The sequence below is a fragment of the Pseudomonas sp. TE3728 genome, assembly GCF_056279145.1.
Map to the genome: position 1 here is coordinate 5,441,421 of NZ_JBWBQT010000001.1, position 16,659 is coordinate 5,458,079.

Consider the following 16,659-nt stretch of genomic DNA (forward strand, 5'->3'; position numbering starts at 1 on the left):
TGCTGCAATACGTTGCCCCATGCAGCACTGATAGGATTGCGGAGAAAGTACATGAGCGCGCTCTATATGATTGTCGGCACCCTGGTAGCGCTGGGTGTGCTGGTCACCTTCCACGAGTTCGGCCATTTCTGGGTCGCGCGTCGCTGTGGGGTCAAAGTGCTGCGTTTCTCCGTGGGCTTTGGCATGCCGTTGTTGCGCTGGCACGACAGCAAAGGCACTGAGTTCGTAATTGCCGCCATCCCGTTGGGTGGCTACGTGAAGATGCTCGACGAGCGCGAAGGCGAGGTCCCGGCCGACCAAGTCGATCAATCCTTCAATCGCAAATCTGTCCGTCAGCGCATCGCCATCGTCGCGGCCGGCCCGATCGCCAACTTTCTATTGGCAATGGTGTTTTTCTGGGCATTGGCAATGCTGGGCAGCGAGCAGGTGCGGCCGGTTATCGGCGCGGTAGAGTCTGGCAGTATTGCTTCCAAGGCAGGTTTGAGCCCGGGCCAGGAAATCATGGCCATCGATGGCGAGCCAACCTCCGGCTGGGCCGCGGTGAACCTGCAACTGATCCGTCGTCTGGGCGAGAGCGGTGCCATTCAATTGCTGGTCCGCGAACAGGGCTCCACGGTGGACTCACCCCGTGAGCTGGTGCTGGACAAGTGGCTCAAGGGGGCCGAGGAGCCAGATCCGATTCGCTCGCTGGGCATTCGTCCTTGGCGTCCGGCGTTGCCTCCAGTCCTGGCCGAATTTGATCCGAAAGGGCCGGCGAAGGCTGCGGGCCTGAAGCCGGGTGACCGCTTGTTGGCCCTTGATGGCAAGGCGCTGGAAGACTGGCAGCAGGTAGTCGACATCGTCCGTATGCATCCGGATACCAAAATCATGCTGCGCGTCGAGCGCGATGGTGCTCAAATCGACGTCCCTGTGACGTTGGCCGCTCGCGGCGAGAGCAAATCGCCCAGTGGTTATCTGGGCGCCGGGGTGAAAGCGGTCGATTGGCCACCAGAGATGATTCGCGAAGTCAGTTACGGTCCGGTGGCCGCGATTGGCGAAGGTGCCCGACGCACTTGGACCATGAGCGTACTGACCCTCGATTCGCTCAAGAAAATGTTGTTCGGTGAGCTCTCGGTAAAAAACTTGAGTGGACCGATAACCATTGCTAAAGTGGCGGGCGCTTCTGCCCAGTCGGGCGTCGCTGATTTCCTGAATTTCCTTGCTTATCTGAGTATTAGCCTGGGGGTTCTGAATTTGTTGCCCATTCCTGTACTGGATGGGGGGCATTTGTTGTTTTATCTGATCGAGTGGGCGCGTGGTCGCCCCTTGTCGGATCGGGTGCAAGGTTGGGGGATACAGATCGGTATCAGTTTGGTGGTCGGGGTGATGTTACTTGCTCTGGTTAATGATCTGGGCCGACTGTAACGCTTCGCTGAATTGCGAATCTGCCGCATTTTGCGGCAGTTTTTATTGCCAGTTGGAATAAGAAAGGACTTCATGAAACGTCTGCTGCTAACTGCGGTTCTCACCGTATTGATGATCGCCGAAGTTCACGCCGAGTCCTTCACTATCTCTGATATTCGCGTCAATGGCCTACAGCGGGTCTCCGCGGGTAGCGTCTTTGGTGCCTTGCCGTTGAACGTCGGCGAACAGGCGGATGATCGTCGCCTGGTGGAATCCACTCGTGCGTTGTTCAAAACCGGGTTCTTTCAAGATATCCAGCTGGGGCGCGATGGCAACGTCCTCGTCATCACTGTAGTCGAGCGTCCGTCGGTCGCCAGTATCGAGATCGAAGGCAACAAGGCGATCTCCACTGAAGACCTGATGAAGGGCCTCAAACAATCCGGTCTGGCCGAAGGCGAGATCTTCCAGCGCGCCACCCTTGAAGGTGTGCGTAACGAGCTGCAGCGTCAATACGTCGCTCAGGGCCGCTACTCCGCTACCGTCGATACCGAGGTGGTGCCACAGCCGCGTAACCGCGTGGGCCTGAAGGTCAACATCAACGAAGGCACCGTTGCAGCTATCCAGCACATCAACGTGGTGGGTAACACTGTTTTCCCTGATGAAGACCTCATCGACCTGTTCGAACTCAAGACCAGCAACTGGTTGTCGTTCTTCAAGAACGATGACAAGTACGCTCGTGAAAAACTCTCCGGTGACCTGGAGCGTCTGCGCTCCTACTATCTGGATCGCGGCTATATCAATATGGATATCGCTTCGACCCAGGTGTCCATCACCCCGGACAAGAAACACGTTTACATCACCGTCAACGTCAACGAAGGCGAGAAGTACACCGTTCGTGACGTCAAGCTCAGCGGTGACCTGAAAGTCCCTGAAGACCAGATCAAGTCCCTGCTGCTGGTTCAGAAAGGCCAGGTGTTCTCGCGCAAGCTGATGACCACCACGTCCGAACTGATCACCCGTCGCTTGGGTAACGAGGGTTATACCTTCGCTAACGTCAACGGCGTGCCTCAGCCTCACGATGACGATCACACGGTCGACATCACGTTCGCTGTCGATCCGGGCAAGCGTGCTTACGTGAACCGCATCAACTTCCGTGGCAACACCAAGTCCGAAGACGAAGTGTTGCGCCGTGAAATGCGTCAGATGGAAGGCGGTTGGGCTTCGACTTACCTGATCGATCAATCCAAGACACGTCTGGAACGTCTGGGCTTCTTCAAGGAAGTCAACGTCGAGACGCCGGCCGTGCCCGGTGTCGATGACCAGGTTGATGTGAACTACAGCGTTGAAGAGCAGGCGTCCGGCTCGATTACCGCCAGCGTCGGTTTCGCCCAGAGTGCCGGTCTGATCCTTGGTGGTTCGATCACCCAGAACAACTTCCTGGGTACCGGTAACAAGGTCAGCGTCGGTTTGACCCGCAGTGAATACCAGAGCCGCTATAACTTCGGTTATGTCGACCCGTACTGGACTGCTGACGGTGTGAGCCTGGGTTACAACGCTTTCTATCGCACCACCGACTATGACGACCTCGACGTCGACGTGGCCAGCTATGCCGTAGACAGCCTGGGTGCGGGCGTGAGCGTCGGCTACCCGATCAGTGAGACTTCGCGCCTGACCTTCGGCCTGACCGCGCAACAGGACAAGATCAAGACTGGCCGATACACCGTTGATGAGATTTTCGACTTCGTTAACCGTGAAGGCGATAGCTACCTGAACTTCAAGGCTTCGGCCGGTTGGTCCGAGTCCACTTTGAACAAAGGCGTATTGGCGACCCGTGGCCATTCCCAGAGCCTGACGCTGGAAACCACTACTCCGGGTAGCGATCTGTCGTTCTTCAAGCTTGATTACCGTGGCCAGTTGTTCCAGCCAATTACTGAAAACTACACTGTGCGTCTTCATACCGAACTGGGTTATGGCGATGGCTACGGTTCGACTGATGGCTTGCCATTCTATGAGAACTACTATGCTGGTGGTTTCAACTCGGTTCGTGGTTTCAAGGACAGTACACTGGGTCCACGCAGTACACCTAGCCGTGGTGAGGCTGTCACGGGTAACGCCGGTACGGTCGCCGACCCGGACCAGGATCCGCTGCCATTCGGTGGTAACGTCCTGATCCAGGGTGGTGTCGAAGTGCTGTTCCCGCTGCCATTCGTCAAGGATCAGCGTTCCCTGCGTACTTCGGTATTCTGGGATGTGGGTAACGTATTCGACTCCAAGTGTGACAAAACGACGAATGCCAATGTCGGCTCGACCGCTCAAACCGAATGCAACGACATCAGTCTGAGCAACGTGGCCAGCTCCGTCGGTCTCGGCGTGACCTGGGTTACCGCACTGGGTCCTTTGAGCTTCGCACTGGCGATGCCGGTCAAGAAACCGGATGACGCTGAAACTCAAGTGTTCCAATTCTCCCTCGGCCAGACGTTCTAAGCGTCTGACCCAAGATAACGACAATGGATTTTGTAGGAGTGCATCGTGCGTAAGTTGACTCAATTGGTTCTCCTGGCGACCGTACTGGTTGCAGGACCGGCTTTTGCCGACATGAAAATCGCCGTACTGAATTATCAGATGGCACTGCTGGAATCCGACGCGGCGAAAAAATACGCCGTGGATGCCGAGAAGAAGTTTGGCCCGCAACTGACCAAGCTCAAGAGCCTGGAAAGCAGTGCCAAGGGTATCCAGGACCGTCTGATGGCCGGTGGCGACAAGATGCAGCAAGGCGAGCGTGAACGTCTTGAGCTCGAGTTCAAGCAAAAGGCCCGTGATTTCCAGTTCCAGTCCAAGGAACTGAACGAAGCCAAAGCCGTTGCCGACCGTGAAATGCTGAAGCAGCTCAAGCCGAAACTGGACAGCGCTGTGGAAGAAGTCATCAAGAAAGGTGCTTTTGACCTGGTCTTCGAGCGTGGCGCAGTGATTGATGTCAAGCCTCAGTACGACATCACTCGCCAGGTTATCGAGCGCATGAATCAGCTGAAGTAACCCATGACAGCGACTATAAAGCTCGGCCAGTTGGCCGAGTTCCTCGGCGCCACTTTACGTGGCGACCCGAAGAAAGCAATTACTGGGCTAGCCACTTTGCAAGAGGCTGGCCCAGCTCAGTTGAGCTTTCTGGCAAATCCTCAATACCGTAAATACCTGGCTGACAGTCGGGCCGCAGCCGTATTGCTGAAGTCCGCTGACGCAGAAGGTTTTGCCGGTGATGCACTGGTGGTGCCGGATCCGTATCTGGCCTACGCGCGCGTTTCCCACTTGTTCGATCCCAAACCCAAGGCGCCTGCCGGTATTCACCCGACAGCGGTGGTGGCGGCGGATGCAGTGGTCGACCCGGCGGCGAGCATCGGTGCTTTTGCGGTCATCGAAAGTGCGGCGCGTATTGGCGCAGGTGTGACCGTTGGGGCTCATTGCTTCATCGGTGCGCGATGCGAAATCGGCGAGGGCGGCTGGTTGGCCCCGCGCGTCACGCTGTATCACGACGTACGCATTGGCAAACGGGTGGTGATTCAATCCGGTGCCGTGCTCGGTGGTGAAGGCTTCGGTTTTGCCAACGAGAAAGGTGTCTGGCAGAAAATCGCCCAGATCGGCGGCGTTTCGATCGGCGATGACGTGGAAATAGGCGTAAATACCGCTATCGATCGCGGCGCACTGGCCGATACCGTTATCGGCAATGGTGTGAAGCTCGACAACCAGATTCAGATCGCTCACAACGTCCAGGTCGGTGATCACACTGCCATGGCCGCCTGTGTGGGGATCTCCGGCAGCACCAAAATCGGCAAGCATTGCATGCTCGCCGGTGGCGTGGGTCTGGTGGGACATATCGAGATTTGCGACAACGTTTTCCTGACCGGGATGACCATGGTGACCCACTCGATTACCGAGCCGGGTTCCTATTCTTCCGGTACGGCGATGCAACCGGCAGCCGAATGGCGTAAAAGCGCGGCCCGTATCCGTCAGCTCGATGACATCGCGCGACGTCTGCGACAGCTGGAAAAGCGTGTAGGGGACGTGACCCCTGACGGTAATGCTTCATCAGATGGCTGATACCATTTCCATATCAAGTGTGCACAGCCGTTAGACTGCCTCCTTGATTTGCTAGAGGAGTGCGCGTCAGTCGCGCGCTCCCAATCTTTACATAGGCTTCCCCCCGAAATGATGGACATCAACGAGATTCGCGAATACCTGCCTCACCGTTACCCGTTCCTGCTGGTGGACCGGGTCGTGGATCTGGATGTGGAAGGCAAGCGCATTCGCGCCTACAAGAATGTCAGCATCAACGAACCGTTCTTCAATGGTCACTTCCCTGCGCATCCAATCATGCCGGGCGTGTTGATCATTGAAGCGATGGCTCAGGCTGCCGGCATCCTCGGTTTCAAAATGCTCGACGTGAAGCCTGCTGACGGCACGCTTTACTACTTCGTCGGCTCCGACAAGCTGCGTTTTCGTCAGCCCGTCACTCCAGGCGATCAGTTGATCCTCGAAGCGCGCTTCATCAGCTGCAAGCGTCAGATCTGGAAGTTCGAATGCCAGGCTTCGGTCGATGGCAAGCCAGTCTGCTCCGCTGAAATCATCTGCGCGGAACGCAAACTATGAGTTTGATTGACCCTCGCGCAATCATCGATCCGACGGCCATTCTGGCCGACGACGTCGAAGTCGGCCCTTGGTCGATCATCGGCGCAGGTGTGGAAATCGGCGAGGGGACAGTGATCGGGCCGCATGTGATTCTCAAGGGCCCGACCCGAATCGGTAAGCACAACCGCATCTACCAGTTTTCTTCGGTAGGCGAGGACACGCCCGATCTGAAATACAAGGGCGAAGAAACCCGTCTGGTCATCGGTGACCACAACGTCATCCGTGAAGGCGTGACGATTCATCGCGGGACCATTCAGGACCGTTCGGAAACGACCCTGGGCGATCACAACCTGATCATGGCCTATGCCCACATCGGTCACGACAGCGTTATCGGCAACCACTGCATCCTAGTCAACAACACCGCGTTGGCGGGCCATGTACACGTTGAAGACTGGGCGATCCTGTCCGGTTTTACCCTGGTTCACCAGTATTGCCACATTGGCGCCCACAGCTTTTCCGGCATGGGCACTGCCATTGGCAAGGACGTTCCAGCCTATGTCACGGTATTCGGCAACCCGGCCGAAGCCCGCAGCATGAACTTCGAAGGCCTGCGCCGTCGCGGTTTCAGCGAAGATGCGATCCACGCGCTGCGTCGTGCCTACAAGGTGGTATACCGCCAGGGCCTGACGGTCGAGCAGGCGCTTGTCGAGCTGGCCGAACCCTCGCTGCAGTTCCCGGAAGTCGCGGTGTTCCGTGACTCCATCCAGTCTTCGACCCGCGGCATCACCCGTTAACCATGGCCAATTTGCGAATTGCGCTGGTGGCGGGAGAGGCTTCCGGTGACATTCTGGGTGCGGGCCTCATGCGCGCACTCAAGGTTCAGCATCCGGCGGTCGAGTTCATCGGTGTCGGCGGTCCGCTGATGCAGGCCGAAGGCTTGACGTCGTATTTCCCGATGGAACGCCTTTCTGTCATGGGGCTGGTGGAAGTGCTGGGCCGTTTGCGCGAGCTGTTGGCGCGTCGTAAAAAACTGGTTGCGGACCTTATCGCCGAGAAGCCGGACGTGTTCATCGGTATCGATGCCCCGGACTTCAACCTCAATATCGAACTCAAGTTGCGTCAGGCCGGGATCAAGACCGTGCATTACGTCAGCCCGTCGGTCTGGGCCTGGCGGCAGAAGCGGGTGCTGAAGATTCGCGAAGGTTGCGACCTGATGCTGACGCTGTTCCCGTTCGAAGCTAAATTTTATGAAGAGAAGGGCGTGCCGGTGCGGTTTGTCGGCCATTCCCTGGCCGATGCTATTCCGCTTGAGGCTGATCGCGCCGCAGCGCGGGCCGAACTTGGTTTGCCGGATGGGCCACTGGTCGCCCTGATGCCGGGTAGCCGGGGTGGTGAGGTCGGGCGCCTTGGTGCGCTGTTCCTCGACACTGCCCAGCGCGTGCGCGCCATGCGCCCGGGCGTACGGTTCGTCATGCCGTGCGCGAGTCCGCAGCGCCGGGCCCAGCTTGAAGAGCTGCTGGCCGGTCGCGATCTGCCGCTGACCTTACTCGATGGCAAGTCCCATCTGGCCTTGGCTGCTTGCGATGCCGTGTTGATCGCTTCGGGCACGGCTACGCTGGAAGCCTTGTTGTACAAGCGGCCGATGGTGGTCGCTTATCGCTTGGCACCGCTGACGTTCTGGATTCTCAAACGGATGGTGAAGAGTCCCTACGTCTCGTTGCCGAATCTGCTGGCCCAGCGCCTGCTGGTGCCGGAGTTGTTGCAGGACGATGCGACGGTTGAGGCCTTGGCCCAGACCCTGTCGCCACTGATCGAAGGTGGCCAGGAGCAGACCCGAGGCTTTGACGAAATCCACCGAACCCTGCGCTTGGACGCCTCCAATCAGGCAGCGGACGCGGTACTGAACCTGATTGGCAGAGCATAATGAGCAAAGCAAACAAGCAGCTGGGCCTGGATTTTATGCTGGTCGATGAGGTTGTAGATCTGGTGGCGGGTGTCGATGAGGTTGGTCGCGGCCCGCTGTGCGGTGCGGTGGTGACGGCGGCAGTGATCCTCGATCCGAGCCGCCCCATCCTGGGCCTCAACGATTCCAAAAAGCTCACCGAAGCCCGTCGCGAAGCGCTTTACGACGAAATCTGCGAAAAAGCCCTGAGCTGGTATGTCGCTCGGGCTGAAGTAGAAGAAATCGACGAGCTGAATATTCTTCACGCCACCATGCTGGCCATGCAGCGTGCGGTCGAGGGGCTGCACATTCAGCCGAAACTGGCGATGATCGACGGCAACCGTTGCCCGAAACTCTCGATGCGAGCGGAAGCGGTAATCCAGGGCGATGGCAAGGTACCGGCCATTGCTGCGGCATCGATTCTGGCCAAGGTCAGTCGTGATCGAGAAATGGCCGCGTTCGAATTGATTTATCCGGGTTACGGGATTGGCAGCCACAAAGGCTACGCGACGCCCGTTCATCTGGAAGCGCTGGTGCGTCTCGGTCCTACACCGATCCACCGCCGTTCGTTCGCGCCAGTGCGTGAGGCTTACGAAGCGCTGGAAAACCTGATGGGCAGTTAGTCGCAGGCTGATGTTTTACTCAAGGCCCGGTACAATCCGGGCCTTGTTGTCTTTACGTTTCTAGTTTCTAGACAGGATCACTATGCCGGCTTCATTCGTTCATCTACGCCTGCACACTGAATATTCCCTGGTCGACGGTCTGGTGCGGATCAAACCGCTGGTCAAGACCCTGGTCGGCATGAACATGCCTGCTGTGGCGGTCACTGACCAGAACAACATGTGTTCCCTGGTCAAATTCTATAAAGCGGCAATGGGGGCGGGGATCAAGCCGATCTGCGGCGCCGACCTGTGGCTGTCGAACAAGGATCCGGATAACCCCTTGAGCCGGATCAGCCTGTTGGCGATGAATGCGGTGGGTTATCGCAACCTCACCGAGCTGATCTCCCGTGGCTTCATCGACGGCCAGCGCAATGGCTCGGTGATCATCGAGCGCGAGTGGGTGGCTGAAGCCAGCGAAGGCTTGATCATGCTGTCGGCGGCGAAAGAGGGCGAGATCGGTCTGGCCATGCTCAGCGGCAACCCGGACGAAGCCGAAACCCTGGCACGCGAATGGATGGCGGTGTTCCCGGATCGCTTCTATCTGGAAGTCCAGCGCACCAGCCGCCCCAATGACGAAGAGCAGTTGCACGGCGCCGTGGCCCTGGCGACGAAAATCGGCGCTCCGCTGGTGGCCACCAACGATGTGCGTTTCATCAAGCAGGAAGACTTCGAAGCCCACGAAACCCGCGTGTGCATCGGTGAGGGCCGCGCCCTCGACGATCCGCGGCGGTCGAAGAATTACAGCGATCAGCAATACCTCAAAAGTGCCGAGGAAATGGCCGAGCTGTTCAGCGACCTGCCCGAGGCGCTGGAAAACACGGTTGAGATCGCGAAACGCTGCAACATCGAGGTGAAACTGGGCAAACACTTCCTGCCCAACTTCCCGATTCCCGATGGCATGACCATCGACGAGTATTTCCGCAAGGTTTCCTTCGATGGTCTCGAAGAGCGCCTCAGCGTTCTGCTGCCCAAGGACACCACCGAAGACTACGAAGCCAAGCGTCAGGTCTATGTCGACCGGTTGAATTTCGAGCTGGATATCATCATCCAGATGGGCTTCCCCGGTTACTTTCTGATCGTGATGGACTTTATCCAGTGGGCCAAGAGCAACGGCGTGCCGGTAGGTCCGGGTCGTGGGTCGGGTGCCGGGTCGCTGGTGGCCTATGTGCAGAAAATCACTGACCTCGACCCGCTGGAATATGACCTGCTGTTCGAACGTTTCCTTAACCCGGAACGGGTTTCCATGCCCGACTTCGACGTCGACTTCTGCATGGACGGCCGTGACCGGGTGATCGATTACGTGGCCGAGAAATACGGCCGTAACGCGGTGAGCCAGATCATCACCTTCGGATCCATGGCTGCGAAAGCGGTGGTCCGTGACGTGGCGCGGGTGCAGGGCAAGTCCTACGGTTTGGCGGATCGTCTGTCGAAGATGATTCCGTTCGAAGTCGGCATGACTCTGGAAAAGGCCTACGAGCAGGAAGAAATCCTGCGCGACTTCATCAAGGTCGATGAGGAGGCTGCGGAAATCTGGGAAATGGCGCGCAAGCTTGAAGGCGTTGTGCGTAACGTCGGCAAACACGCAGGTGGTGTGGTAATCGCGCCGACCAAACTGACCGACTTTTCGCCGATTTATTGCGACGAAGCGGGCGATGGCCTGGTAACCCAGTTCGACAAGGATGACGTCGAGGCTGCCGGTCTGGTGAAGTTCGACTTCCTGGGGCTGCGGACCCTGACGGTCATCGACTGGGCGCTGAAAACCATCAACCGCGATCGCGCCAAGGTCAACGAGCCGCCGCTGGATATCGCCTTTATCCCGCTGGACGACAAACCGACCTACACGCTGTTGCAAAAAGCTGAAACCACTGCGGTGTTCCAGCTCGAGTCGCGCGGCATGAAAGAGCTGATCAAAAAGCTCAAGCCCGACTGCCTGGAAGACTTGATCGCACTGGTGGCCCTGTTCCGTCCGGGCCCGTTGCAATCGGGCATGGTGGACGACTTCATCAACCGTAAGCACGGTCGCGCGGAGCTCGCGTACCCGCACTCGGATTACCAGTACGAAGGCCTCAAGCCAGTCCTGGCGCCGACATACGGCATCATCCTGTATCAGGAACAGGTGATGCAGATTGCCCAGGTCATGGCCGGTTACACCCTTGGCGGTGCAGACATGCTGCGTCGAGCCATGGGTAAGAAAAAACCCGAGGAAATGGCCAAGCAACGTGGCGGTTTCATTGAAGGTTGCGCCACCAACAATATCGACGCCGACCTGGCCGGTAACATCTTCGACCTGGTAGAAAAGTTCGCCGGTTACGGCTTCAACAAATCCCACTCCGCCGCCTATGGCCTGGTGTCGTACCAGACCGCGTGGCTGAAAACCCACTACCCGGCGCCGTTCATGGCCGCGGTGCTGTCTGCGGATATGCACAACACCGACAAGGTCGTGACCTTGATCGAAGAAATTCGCACCATGAAGCTGCGTCTCGACGCGCCGGATGTGAATACTTCGGAGTTCAAGTTCACGGTTAATGACGAAGGCCGCATTATTTATGGCCTCGGCGCAATCAAGGGTGTGGGCGAAGGACCGGTGGAAGCGATCACCGAGGCGCGTCAGGACGGGCCGTTCAAGGATCTGTTCGATTTCTGCGCCCGTGTCGATCTCAAACGGATCAACAAGCGCACCCTGGACGGTTTGATCCGCAGCGGCGCGCTGGATCGTCTGGGCCCGTATTTCCATGACGAACCCAAAGCCTATCAATCCAGCATCGACCAGAACCGCGCGGTCTTGTTGAACGCGATGGAAGGGGCGATCAAGGCTGCCGAACAAACCGCGCGCACCCACGACAGTGGTCACGCCGACCTGTTTGGCGGGCTGTTTGTCGAGGAAGACGCCGACGTCTACGCCAATCATCGCAAGGCCAAGGAACTGACCCTCAAGGAACGCCTGAAAGGGGAAAAAGACACCCTGGGCCTGTACCTGACCGGTCACCCGATCGACGAATACGAAGGCGAGATCCGTCGCTTCGCCCGTCAGCGCATCATCGACCTGAAGCCTGCCCGCGATACCCAGACGGTCGCGGGCATGATCATCGCCCTGCGCGTGATGAAGAACAAAAAGGGCGACAAGATGGGTTTCATTACCCTCGACGACCGCTCCGGGCGGATCGAGGCCTCGCTGTTCGCCGACGCCTTCCATTCCGCGCAGTCGCTGTTGCAGACCGACGCGATGGTGGTGGTCGAAGGCGAAGTCAGCAATGACGACTTCTCTGGCGGCCTGCGGTTGCGGGTCAAGCGCGTGATGAGCATGGAAGATGCGCGCACCAACCTGGCCGAAAGCCTGCGCCTGAAATTGCACACCAAGGATTTGAAGGGCGATCAGCTACGCTGGCTGGGTGAGCTGTTCAAGCGCCACCGCGGTGCGTGTCCGATCACCATGGAGTACACCAGTCCCGATGCGAAGGCCTTGTTGCAGTTCGGCGAGACCTGGCGGATCGATCCGGCGGATGCCTTGATTCAAGCCCTGCGTGACCAGTTCGGGCGAGACAACGTCTTCCTCCAATACCGTTGACGGTCAGGTGCCATTCTTTACCATTAGAGCGCGCCTGATCCCGACCCGAATTTTTAATCTCGACCTGAACGCGCCTGTCCCTTAAGGTAGGGCGCGAATAGACAACCGGCCGGCCCAAGCTCTCTTGGAAGGTCGACCCAAGACGGACGCCTATGAACCCGAATTTTCTAGATTTCGAACAGCCGATCGCCGACCTGCAAGCCAAGATCGAAGAGTTGCGCTTGGTCGGTAATGACAATTCGCTGAATATCGGCGATGAGATCTCCCGCCTGCAGGACAAGAGCAGCACGCTGACCGAAGACATCTTCGGCAAGCTGACCAGCTGGCAGATCGCACGTCTGGCGCGTCACCCGAAACGTCCGTATACCCTGGACTACATCGAACACATCTTCACCGAGTTCGACGAACTGCACGGCGACCGTCACTTCTCCGACGACGCTGCCATCGTAGGTGGTGTTGCCCGTCTGGATGATCAGCCGGTGATGATCATCGGTCACCAGAAAGGCCGAGAAGTGCGCGAGAAGGTTCGCCGCAACTTCGGTATGCCGCGTCCGGAGGGCTACCGCAAGGCGTGCCGTCTGATGGAAATGGCCGAACGCTTCAAAATGCCGATCCTGACCTTCATCGACACTCCGGGTGCTTACCCTGGTATCGACGCCGAAGAGCGCAACCAGAGCGAAGCGATTGCCTGGAACCTGCGCGTCATGGCTCGTTTGAAAACCCCAATCATTGCCACCGTGATCGGTGAAGGTGGTTCCGGTGGTGCATTGGCGATCGGCGTCTGCGACCAGCTGAACATGCTGCAGTACTCGACCTATGCGGTGATTTCGCCGGAAGGTTGCGCTTCGATTCTGTGGAAAACTTCCGAGAAAGCCCCGGATGCTGCTGAAGCCATGGGCATCACTGCCGAGCGTCTGAAGGGCCTGGGCATTGTCGATAAAGTGATCGGCGAGCCATTGGGCGGCGCTCATCGTGATCCGGCCGCTGCGGCTGCCTCGATCCGCGCCGAGCTGAGCTCGCAACTGGCGATGTTGAAGAAGTTCGATAACAAGGCGCTGTTGGCCCGTCGTTACGAGCGTCTGATGAGCTACGGTCTCTGATCTGACGCTGCTTGGGCAAACGACGCAAAACCAATGTGGGAGCGAGCCTGCTCGCGATAGCGGTATAACAGACAACAAATTTGTTGAATGTTAAGCAGCCTTCGCGAGCAGGCTCGCTCCCACATTGGGTCTATGTGAAGTGACCGACGTCTATGAATCCTTCGAAGATTGATTTGCCCACCAGACTCCTGCTGAATCTAAAACCCTGGTGCAACGCCACAACCTGGCGCATCGCGTTCTCCGGTGGTCTCGACTCCACCGTCCTGCTGCACCTTCTCGCGCACCTTGCGAAAACCCAATCCCTGCCGGCGCTGACCGCCATCCATGTCCACCACGGCCTCCAGGCTGCGGCTGATGCGTGGCCGGAACATTGTCAGTCGGTCTGTGATGCGCTGGGAGTGCCGCTAGAGGTCGTGCGCGTTCAAGTTGAATCGGGCGCCAGCCTTGAGCGTGCGGCGCGGGATGCGCGTTATGGCGCCTTCATCGCGGCGACTCACGTCGGTGACGTGCTGCTCACGGGCCAACACCGCGACGATCAGGCGGAAACCCTGTTGTTTCGGCTGATGCGTGGGGCAGGGGTGAGGGGGTTGTCGGGAATGCCGAGCGAGCGTCCTTTGGGTCGGGGGCATCTGTTGCGGCCGTTGCTCGACGTAACGCGTGCCGAGCTTGAGGCCTACGCGACTGAATATCAGTTGGGCTGGATCGAGGATCCGTCGAACCAGGACCGTCAGTTCTCGCGCAATTATCTGCGTCATCAGGTGTTCCCGGTGTTGACCGCGCGCTGGCCGCAAGCGGTGGCGACCATGGCGCGCAGCGCTGCGCATCTGAGCGAAGCGCAGGGGCTGCTCGACGAATTGGCGCAAATCGATCTGGCCCATGCCACCACGGTCAGTGATTTCGATTGGCTGGGTTTGCCGTCGCTGGAACTGGCGCCACTGGAAAAACTGTCTGATGCTCGCCAGCGCAACGCGCTAAGTCACTGGCTCAAACCGCTGACGACTTTGCCGGACAGTGACCATTGGTCGGGTTGGGAAAATTTGCGTGATGCGACCGGCGATGCGCGTCCGGTCTGGCGGCTGGCGGCGGGTGAATTGCATCGCGCGGGTAGGCGTGTCTGGTGGTTGTCGGGTGGCTGGCTGCGCACTCCGCCATCCCCGGTGTCTTGGGCTGAGCCCTCGGTATCACTGGCGTTGCCGGATAACGGTGTACTTACGTTCACCGGTCAGATCCCCGTTGGCCCGCTGCAGATCCGCTATCGTGAGGGAGGCGAGGTGATGAACCTGCCCGATCGCGGCCACCGTGACTTGAAGCGTTTACTCAACGAAAGCGGTGTGCCGGGCTTCGCCCGTGGCAGATTGCCGCTGGTCTACAGAGACCAGCAATTGCTGGCGGTGGCGAACCTGCGGGGGCTAAATGGCGGTGAGCAAGATGGCTGGTATTTGCATTGGCAGCCGCAGATCGAAGATCAAGGTTTGAGCTGAAAGGGGCTTTCCGGTAGACTACGCTCCCTTCTTGATACAACTTCTGTGGATTCGCCTGAATCGCAGGAGTTGCCGATTACCAAGCAGTCTTTGCTGGGCGATTCCAAAAAATGTGTAGCGAGCAACCTACCGGTGTTTCACCTGCCGGTCTGTCCCAACGCGGCGGTTTTTTTGAAAGATGCACTGTGATTAATGCAGGTGATCGGGGGCTTCGGCCTTCCTTCGCTTTCCCCGGCGGCTCGGACCGCTTTAACGCAGACTTCTAGGGTTTTTCATGACGCGCTACATATTCGTCACGGGCGGTGTTGTTTCTTCATTGGGGAAAGGCATTGCCTCGGCTTCATTGGCGGCCATCCTGGAGGCGCGGGGACTTAAGGTCACCATGCTGAAGCTGGACCCGTACATCAACGTTGACCCGGGCACCATGAGCCCGTTCCAGCACGGTGAAGTGTTCGTCACCCACGACGGCGCCGAGACCGACCTGGACCTGGGTCACTATGAGCGGTTCATCCGCACGACCATGACCCAGAACAACAACTTCACCACCGGCCGTGTCTACGAACACGTCCTGCGCAAAGAGCGCCGTGGTGATTACCTGGGCGCAACCATTCAGGTGATCCCGCACATCACCGACGAAATCAAGCGCCGGATCATCAAGGGCGCCGGCGATGCCGACGTGGCCATGGTCGAGATCGGTGGCACCGTGGGTGACATCGAATCGCAACCGTTCCTCGAAGCGATCCGTCAATTGCGTTTCGAAGTCGGCGCCAAGCGCGCGATGCTGATGCACCTGACGCTGGTGCCGTACATCGCCACTGCCGGCGAAACCAAAACCAAGCCGACTCAGCACTCGGTCAAGGAACTGCGTTCCATTGGCCTGCAGCCAGACGTGCTGGTGTGCCGTTCCGATCACCCGATCGATATCTCTTCGCGTCGCAAGATCGCGCAGTTCACCAACGTTGAAGAACGTGCGGTGATCGCGCTGGAAGACGCCGACACCATCTACAAGATCCCGGGCATTCTGCACTCCCAGGGCCTGGATGATTTCGTCGTCGAGCGTTTCGGCCTGCAATGCGACAGCGCCGATCTGTCCGAGTGGGAAGCGGTGGTGGATGCCAAGCTGAACCCGGAGCACGAAGTCACCATCGCGATGGTCGGCAAGTACATGGAACTGCTGGACGCCTACAAGTCGCTGATCGAAGCGATGAGTCACGCCGGCATCAGCAACCGCACCAAGGTCAACCTGCGTTACATCGATTCCGAAGACATCGAAAACCAGGGCACCGCGCTGCTGGAAGGCGTCGACGCGATTCTGGTACCGGGTGGCTTTGGTCTGCGTGGCGTTGAAGGCAAGATCACTGCCGTTCAATACGCTCGTGAAAACAAGATTCCGTACCTGGGTATCTGCCTGGGCATGCAAGTGGCCGTTATCGAGTTCGCTCGTAACGTCATGGGCTGGAAAGACGCCAACTCCACCGAGTTCGATCGCACCAGCGGTCACCCGGTGGTGGGTCTGATCACCGAGTGGGAAGATGCCACTGGCGCAGTCGAAACCCGTACCGAAACCTCCGATCTGGGTGGCACCATGCGCCTCGGCGCTCAGGATTGCCTGCTTGAGCCAGGTTCCCTGGTGCACGATTGCTATGCAAAGGACGTGATCGTCGAACGTCACCGTCATCGCTACGAAGTGAACAACAACCTGCTGCCGCAAATCATCGAGGCCGGTCTGAAAATCTCCGGTCGTTCCGGTGATGGCGCGCTGGTTGAAGTGGTCGAAGCACCGGATCATCCATGGTTCGTCGCTTGCCAGTTCCACCCTGAGTTCACCTCGACACCGCGCGACGGTCACCCGTTGTTCAGCGGCTTCGTCAAAGCCGCTTTGGCCCAACACCAGAAGAAGGCGTAA

Annotated in this window: 12 protein-coding genes; all 12 read left to right on the plus strand. The window is 58.4% G+C overall.

What is annotated here, in order from left to right; genetic code table 11:
• Window positions 1-51 precede the first annotated feature (51 nt).
• The 12 genes from rseP to ACZ89R_RS23860 all read left to right on the plus strand — a co-directional run bounded on the left by rseP (window position 52) and on the right by ACZ89R_RS23860 (window position 16,659).
• Window positions 52-1,404, plus strand: coding sequence for an RIP metalloprotease RseP (gene rseP, locus ACZ89R_RS23805; RefSeq protein ID WP_429544397.1), 1,353 nt, complete (start codon window positions 52-54; stop codon window positions 1,402-1,404).
• Window positions 1,405-1,476: 72 nt separating this feature from the next.
• The gene (gene bamA / locus ACZ89R_RS23810; protein ID WP_429544396.1) at window positions 1,477-3,867 is read left to right on the plus strand and encodes an outer membrane protein assembly factor BamA; all 2,391 of its coding nucleotides are present in this window, start codon (window positions 1,477-1,479) and stop codon (window positions 3,865-3,867) included.
• 45 nt (window positions 3,868-3,912) lie between these two features.
• Window positions 3,913-4,416: an OmpH/Skp family outer membrane protein gene (locus ACZ89R_RS23815; RefSeq protein ID WP_007907155.1), complete on the plus strand. Its 504-nt coding sequence runs from the start codon at window positions 3,913-3,915 to the stop codon at window positions 4,414-4,416.
• Window positions 4,417-4,419: 3 nt separating this feature from the next.
• Window positions 4,420-5,475 (plus strand): UDP-3-O-(3-hydroxymyristoyl)glucosamine N-acyltransferase, encoded by a 1,056-nt coding sequence (gene lpxD / locus ACZ89R_RS23820; RefSeq protein WP_429544395.1) that lies wholly within the window; start codon window positions 4,420-4,422, stop codon window positions 5,473-5,475.
• Window positions 5,476-5,583: 108 nt separating this feature from the next.
• Window positions 5,584-6,024, plus strand: coding sequence for a 3-hydroxyacyl-ACP dehydratase FabZ (fabZ, locus tag ACZ89R_RS23825; protein ID WP_008154051.1), 441 nt, complete (start codon window positions 5,584-5,586; stop codon window positions 6,022-6,024).
• Window positions 6,021-6,797 (plus strand): acyl-ACP--UDP-N-acetylglucosamine O-acyltransferase, encoded by a 777-nt coding sequence (lpxA, locus tag ACZ89R_RS23830; protein ID WP_063342640.1) that lies wholly within the window; start codon window positions 6,021-6,023, stop codon window positions 6,795-6,797. Before fabZ ends, lpxA begins: the two co-directional genes overlap by 4 nt.
• 2 nt (window positions 6,798-6,799) lie before the next feature.
• Window positions 6,800-7,927, plus strand: a complete 1,128-nt coding sequence (lpxB, locus tag ACZ89R_RS23835) for a lipid-A-disaccharide synthase (protein ID WP_008072670.1) — start codon at window positions 6,800-6,802, stop codon at window positions 7,925-7,927.
• A complete protein-coding gene (rnhB, locus tag ACZ89R_RS23840) occupies window positions 7,927-8,568 on the plus strand; it encodes a ribonuclease HII (protein ID WP_429544394.1) in 642 nt (213 codons plus the stop codon). The genes lpxB and rnhB overlap by 1 nt, the downstream gene beginning before the upstream one ends.
• Before the next feature lie 82 nt (window positions 8,569-8,650).
• Entirely contained in the window at window positions 8,651-12,172 is a 3,522-nt protein-coding gene (dnaE, locus tag ACZ89R_RS23845; RefSeq protein WP_429544393.1) for a DNA polymerase III subunit alpha, read from the plus strand.
• A 152-nt stretch (window positions 12,173-12,324) separates the two neighbouring features.
• Window positions 12,325-13,272: an acetyl-CoA carboxylase carboxyltransferase subunit alpha gene (locus ACZ89R_RS23850; RefSeq protein WP_007907168.1), complete on the plus strand. Its 948-nt coding sequence runs from the start codon at window positions 12,325-12,327 to the stop codon at window positions 13,270-13,272.
• Window positions 13,273-13,424: 152 nt separating this feature from the next.
• Window positions 13,425-14,753, plus strand: coding sequence for a tRNA lysidine(34) synthetase TilS (gene tilS / locus ACZ89R_RS23855; protein WP_429544392.1), 1,329 nt, complete (start codon window positions 13,425-13,427; stop codon window positions 14,751-14,753).
• A 274-nt stretch (window positions 14,754-15,027) separates the two neighbouring features.
• Complete coding sequence (locus tag ACZ89R_RS23860) at window positions 15,028-16,659, plus strand: CTP synthase (RefSeq protein WP_008072674.1); 1,632 nt, start codon at window positions 15,028-15,030, stop codon at window positions 16,657-16,659.

Excerpts from the sequence above, each read along its gene's own strand:
- rseP (WP_429544397.1), top strand. The coding sequence starts at position 52 with ATGAGCGCGCTCTATATGATTGTCGGCACCCTGGTAGCGCTGGGTGTG.
- bamA (WP_429544396.1), top strand. The coding sequence starts at position 1,477 with ATGAAACGTCTGCTGCTAACTGCGGTTCTCACCGTATTGATGATCGCC.
- lpxD (WP_429544395.1), top strand. The coding sequence starts at position 4,420 with ATGACAGCGACTATAAAGCTCGGCCAGTTGGCCGAGTTCCTCGGCGCC.
- fabZ (WP_008154051.1), top strand. The coding sequence starts at position 5,584 with ATGATGGACATCAACGAGATTCGCGAATACCTGCCTCACCGTTACCCG.
- lpxA (WP_063342640.1), top strand. The coding sequence starts at position 6,021 with ATGAGTTTGATTGACCCTCGCGCAATCATCGATCCGACGGCCATTCTG.
- lpxB (WP_008072670.1), top strand. The coding sequence starts at position 6,800 with ATGGCCAATTTGCGAATTGCGCTGGTGGCGGGAGAGGCTTCCGGTGAC.
- rnhB (WP_429544394.1), top strand. The coding sequence starts at position 7,927 with ATGAGCAAAGCAAACAAGCAGCTGGGCCTGGATTTTATGCTGGTCGAT.
- dnaE (WP_429544393.1), top strand. The coding sequence starts at position 8,651 with ATGCCGGCTTCATTCGTTCATCTACGCCTGCACACTGAATATTCCCTG.
- ACZ89R_RS23850 (WP_007907168.1), top strand. The coding sequence starts at position 12,325 with ATGAACCCGAATTTTCTAGATTTCGAACAGCCGATCGCCGACCTGCAA.
- tilS (WP_429544392.1), top strand. The coding sequence starts at position 13,425 with ATGAATCCTTCGAAGATTGATTTGCCCACCAGACTCCTGCTGAATCTA.
- ACZ89R_RS23860 (WP_008072674.1), top strand. The coding sequence starts at position 15,028 with ATGACGCGCTACATATTCGTCACGGGCGGTGTTGTTTCTTCATTGGGG.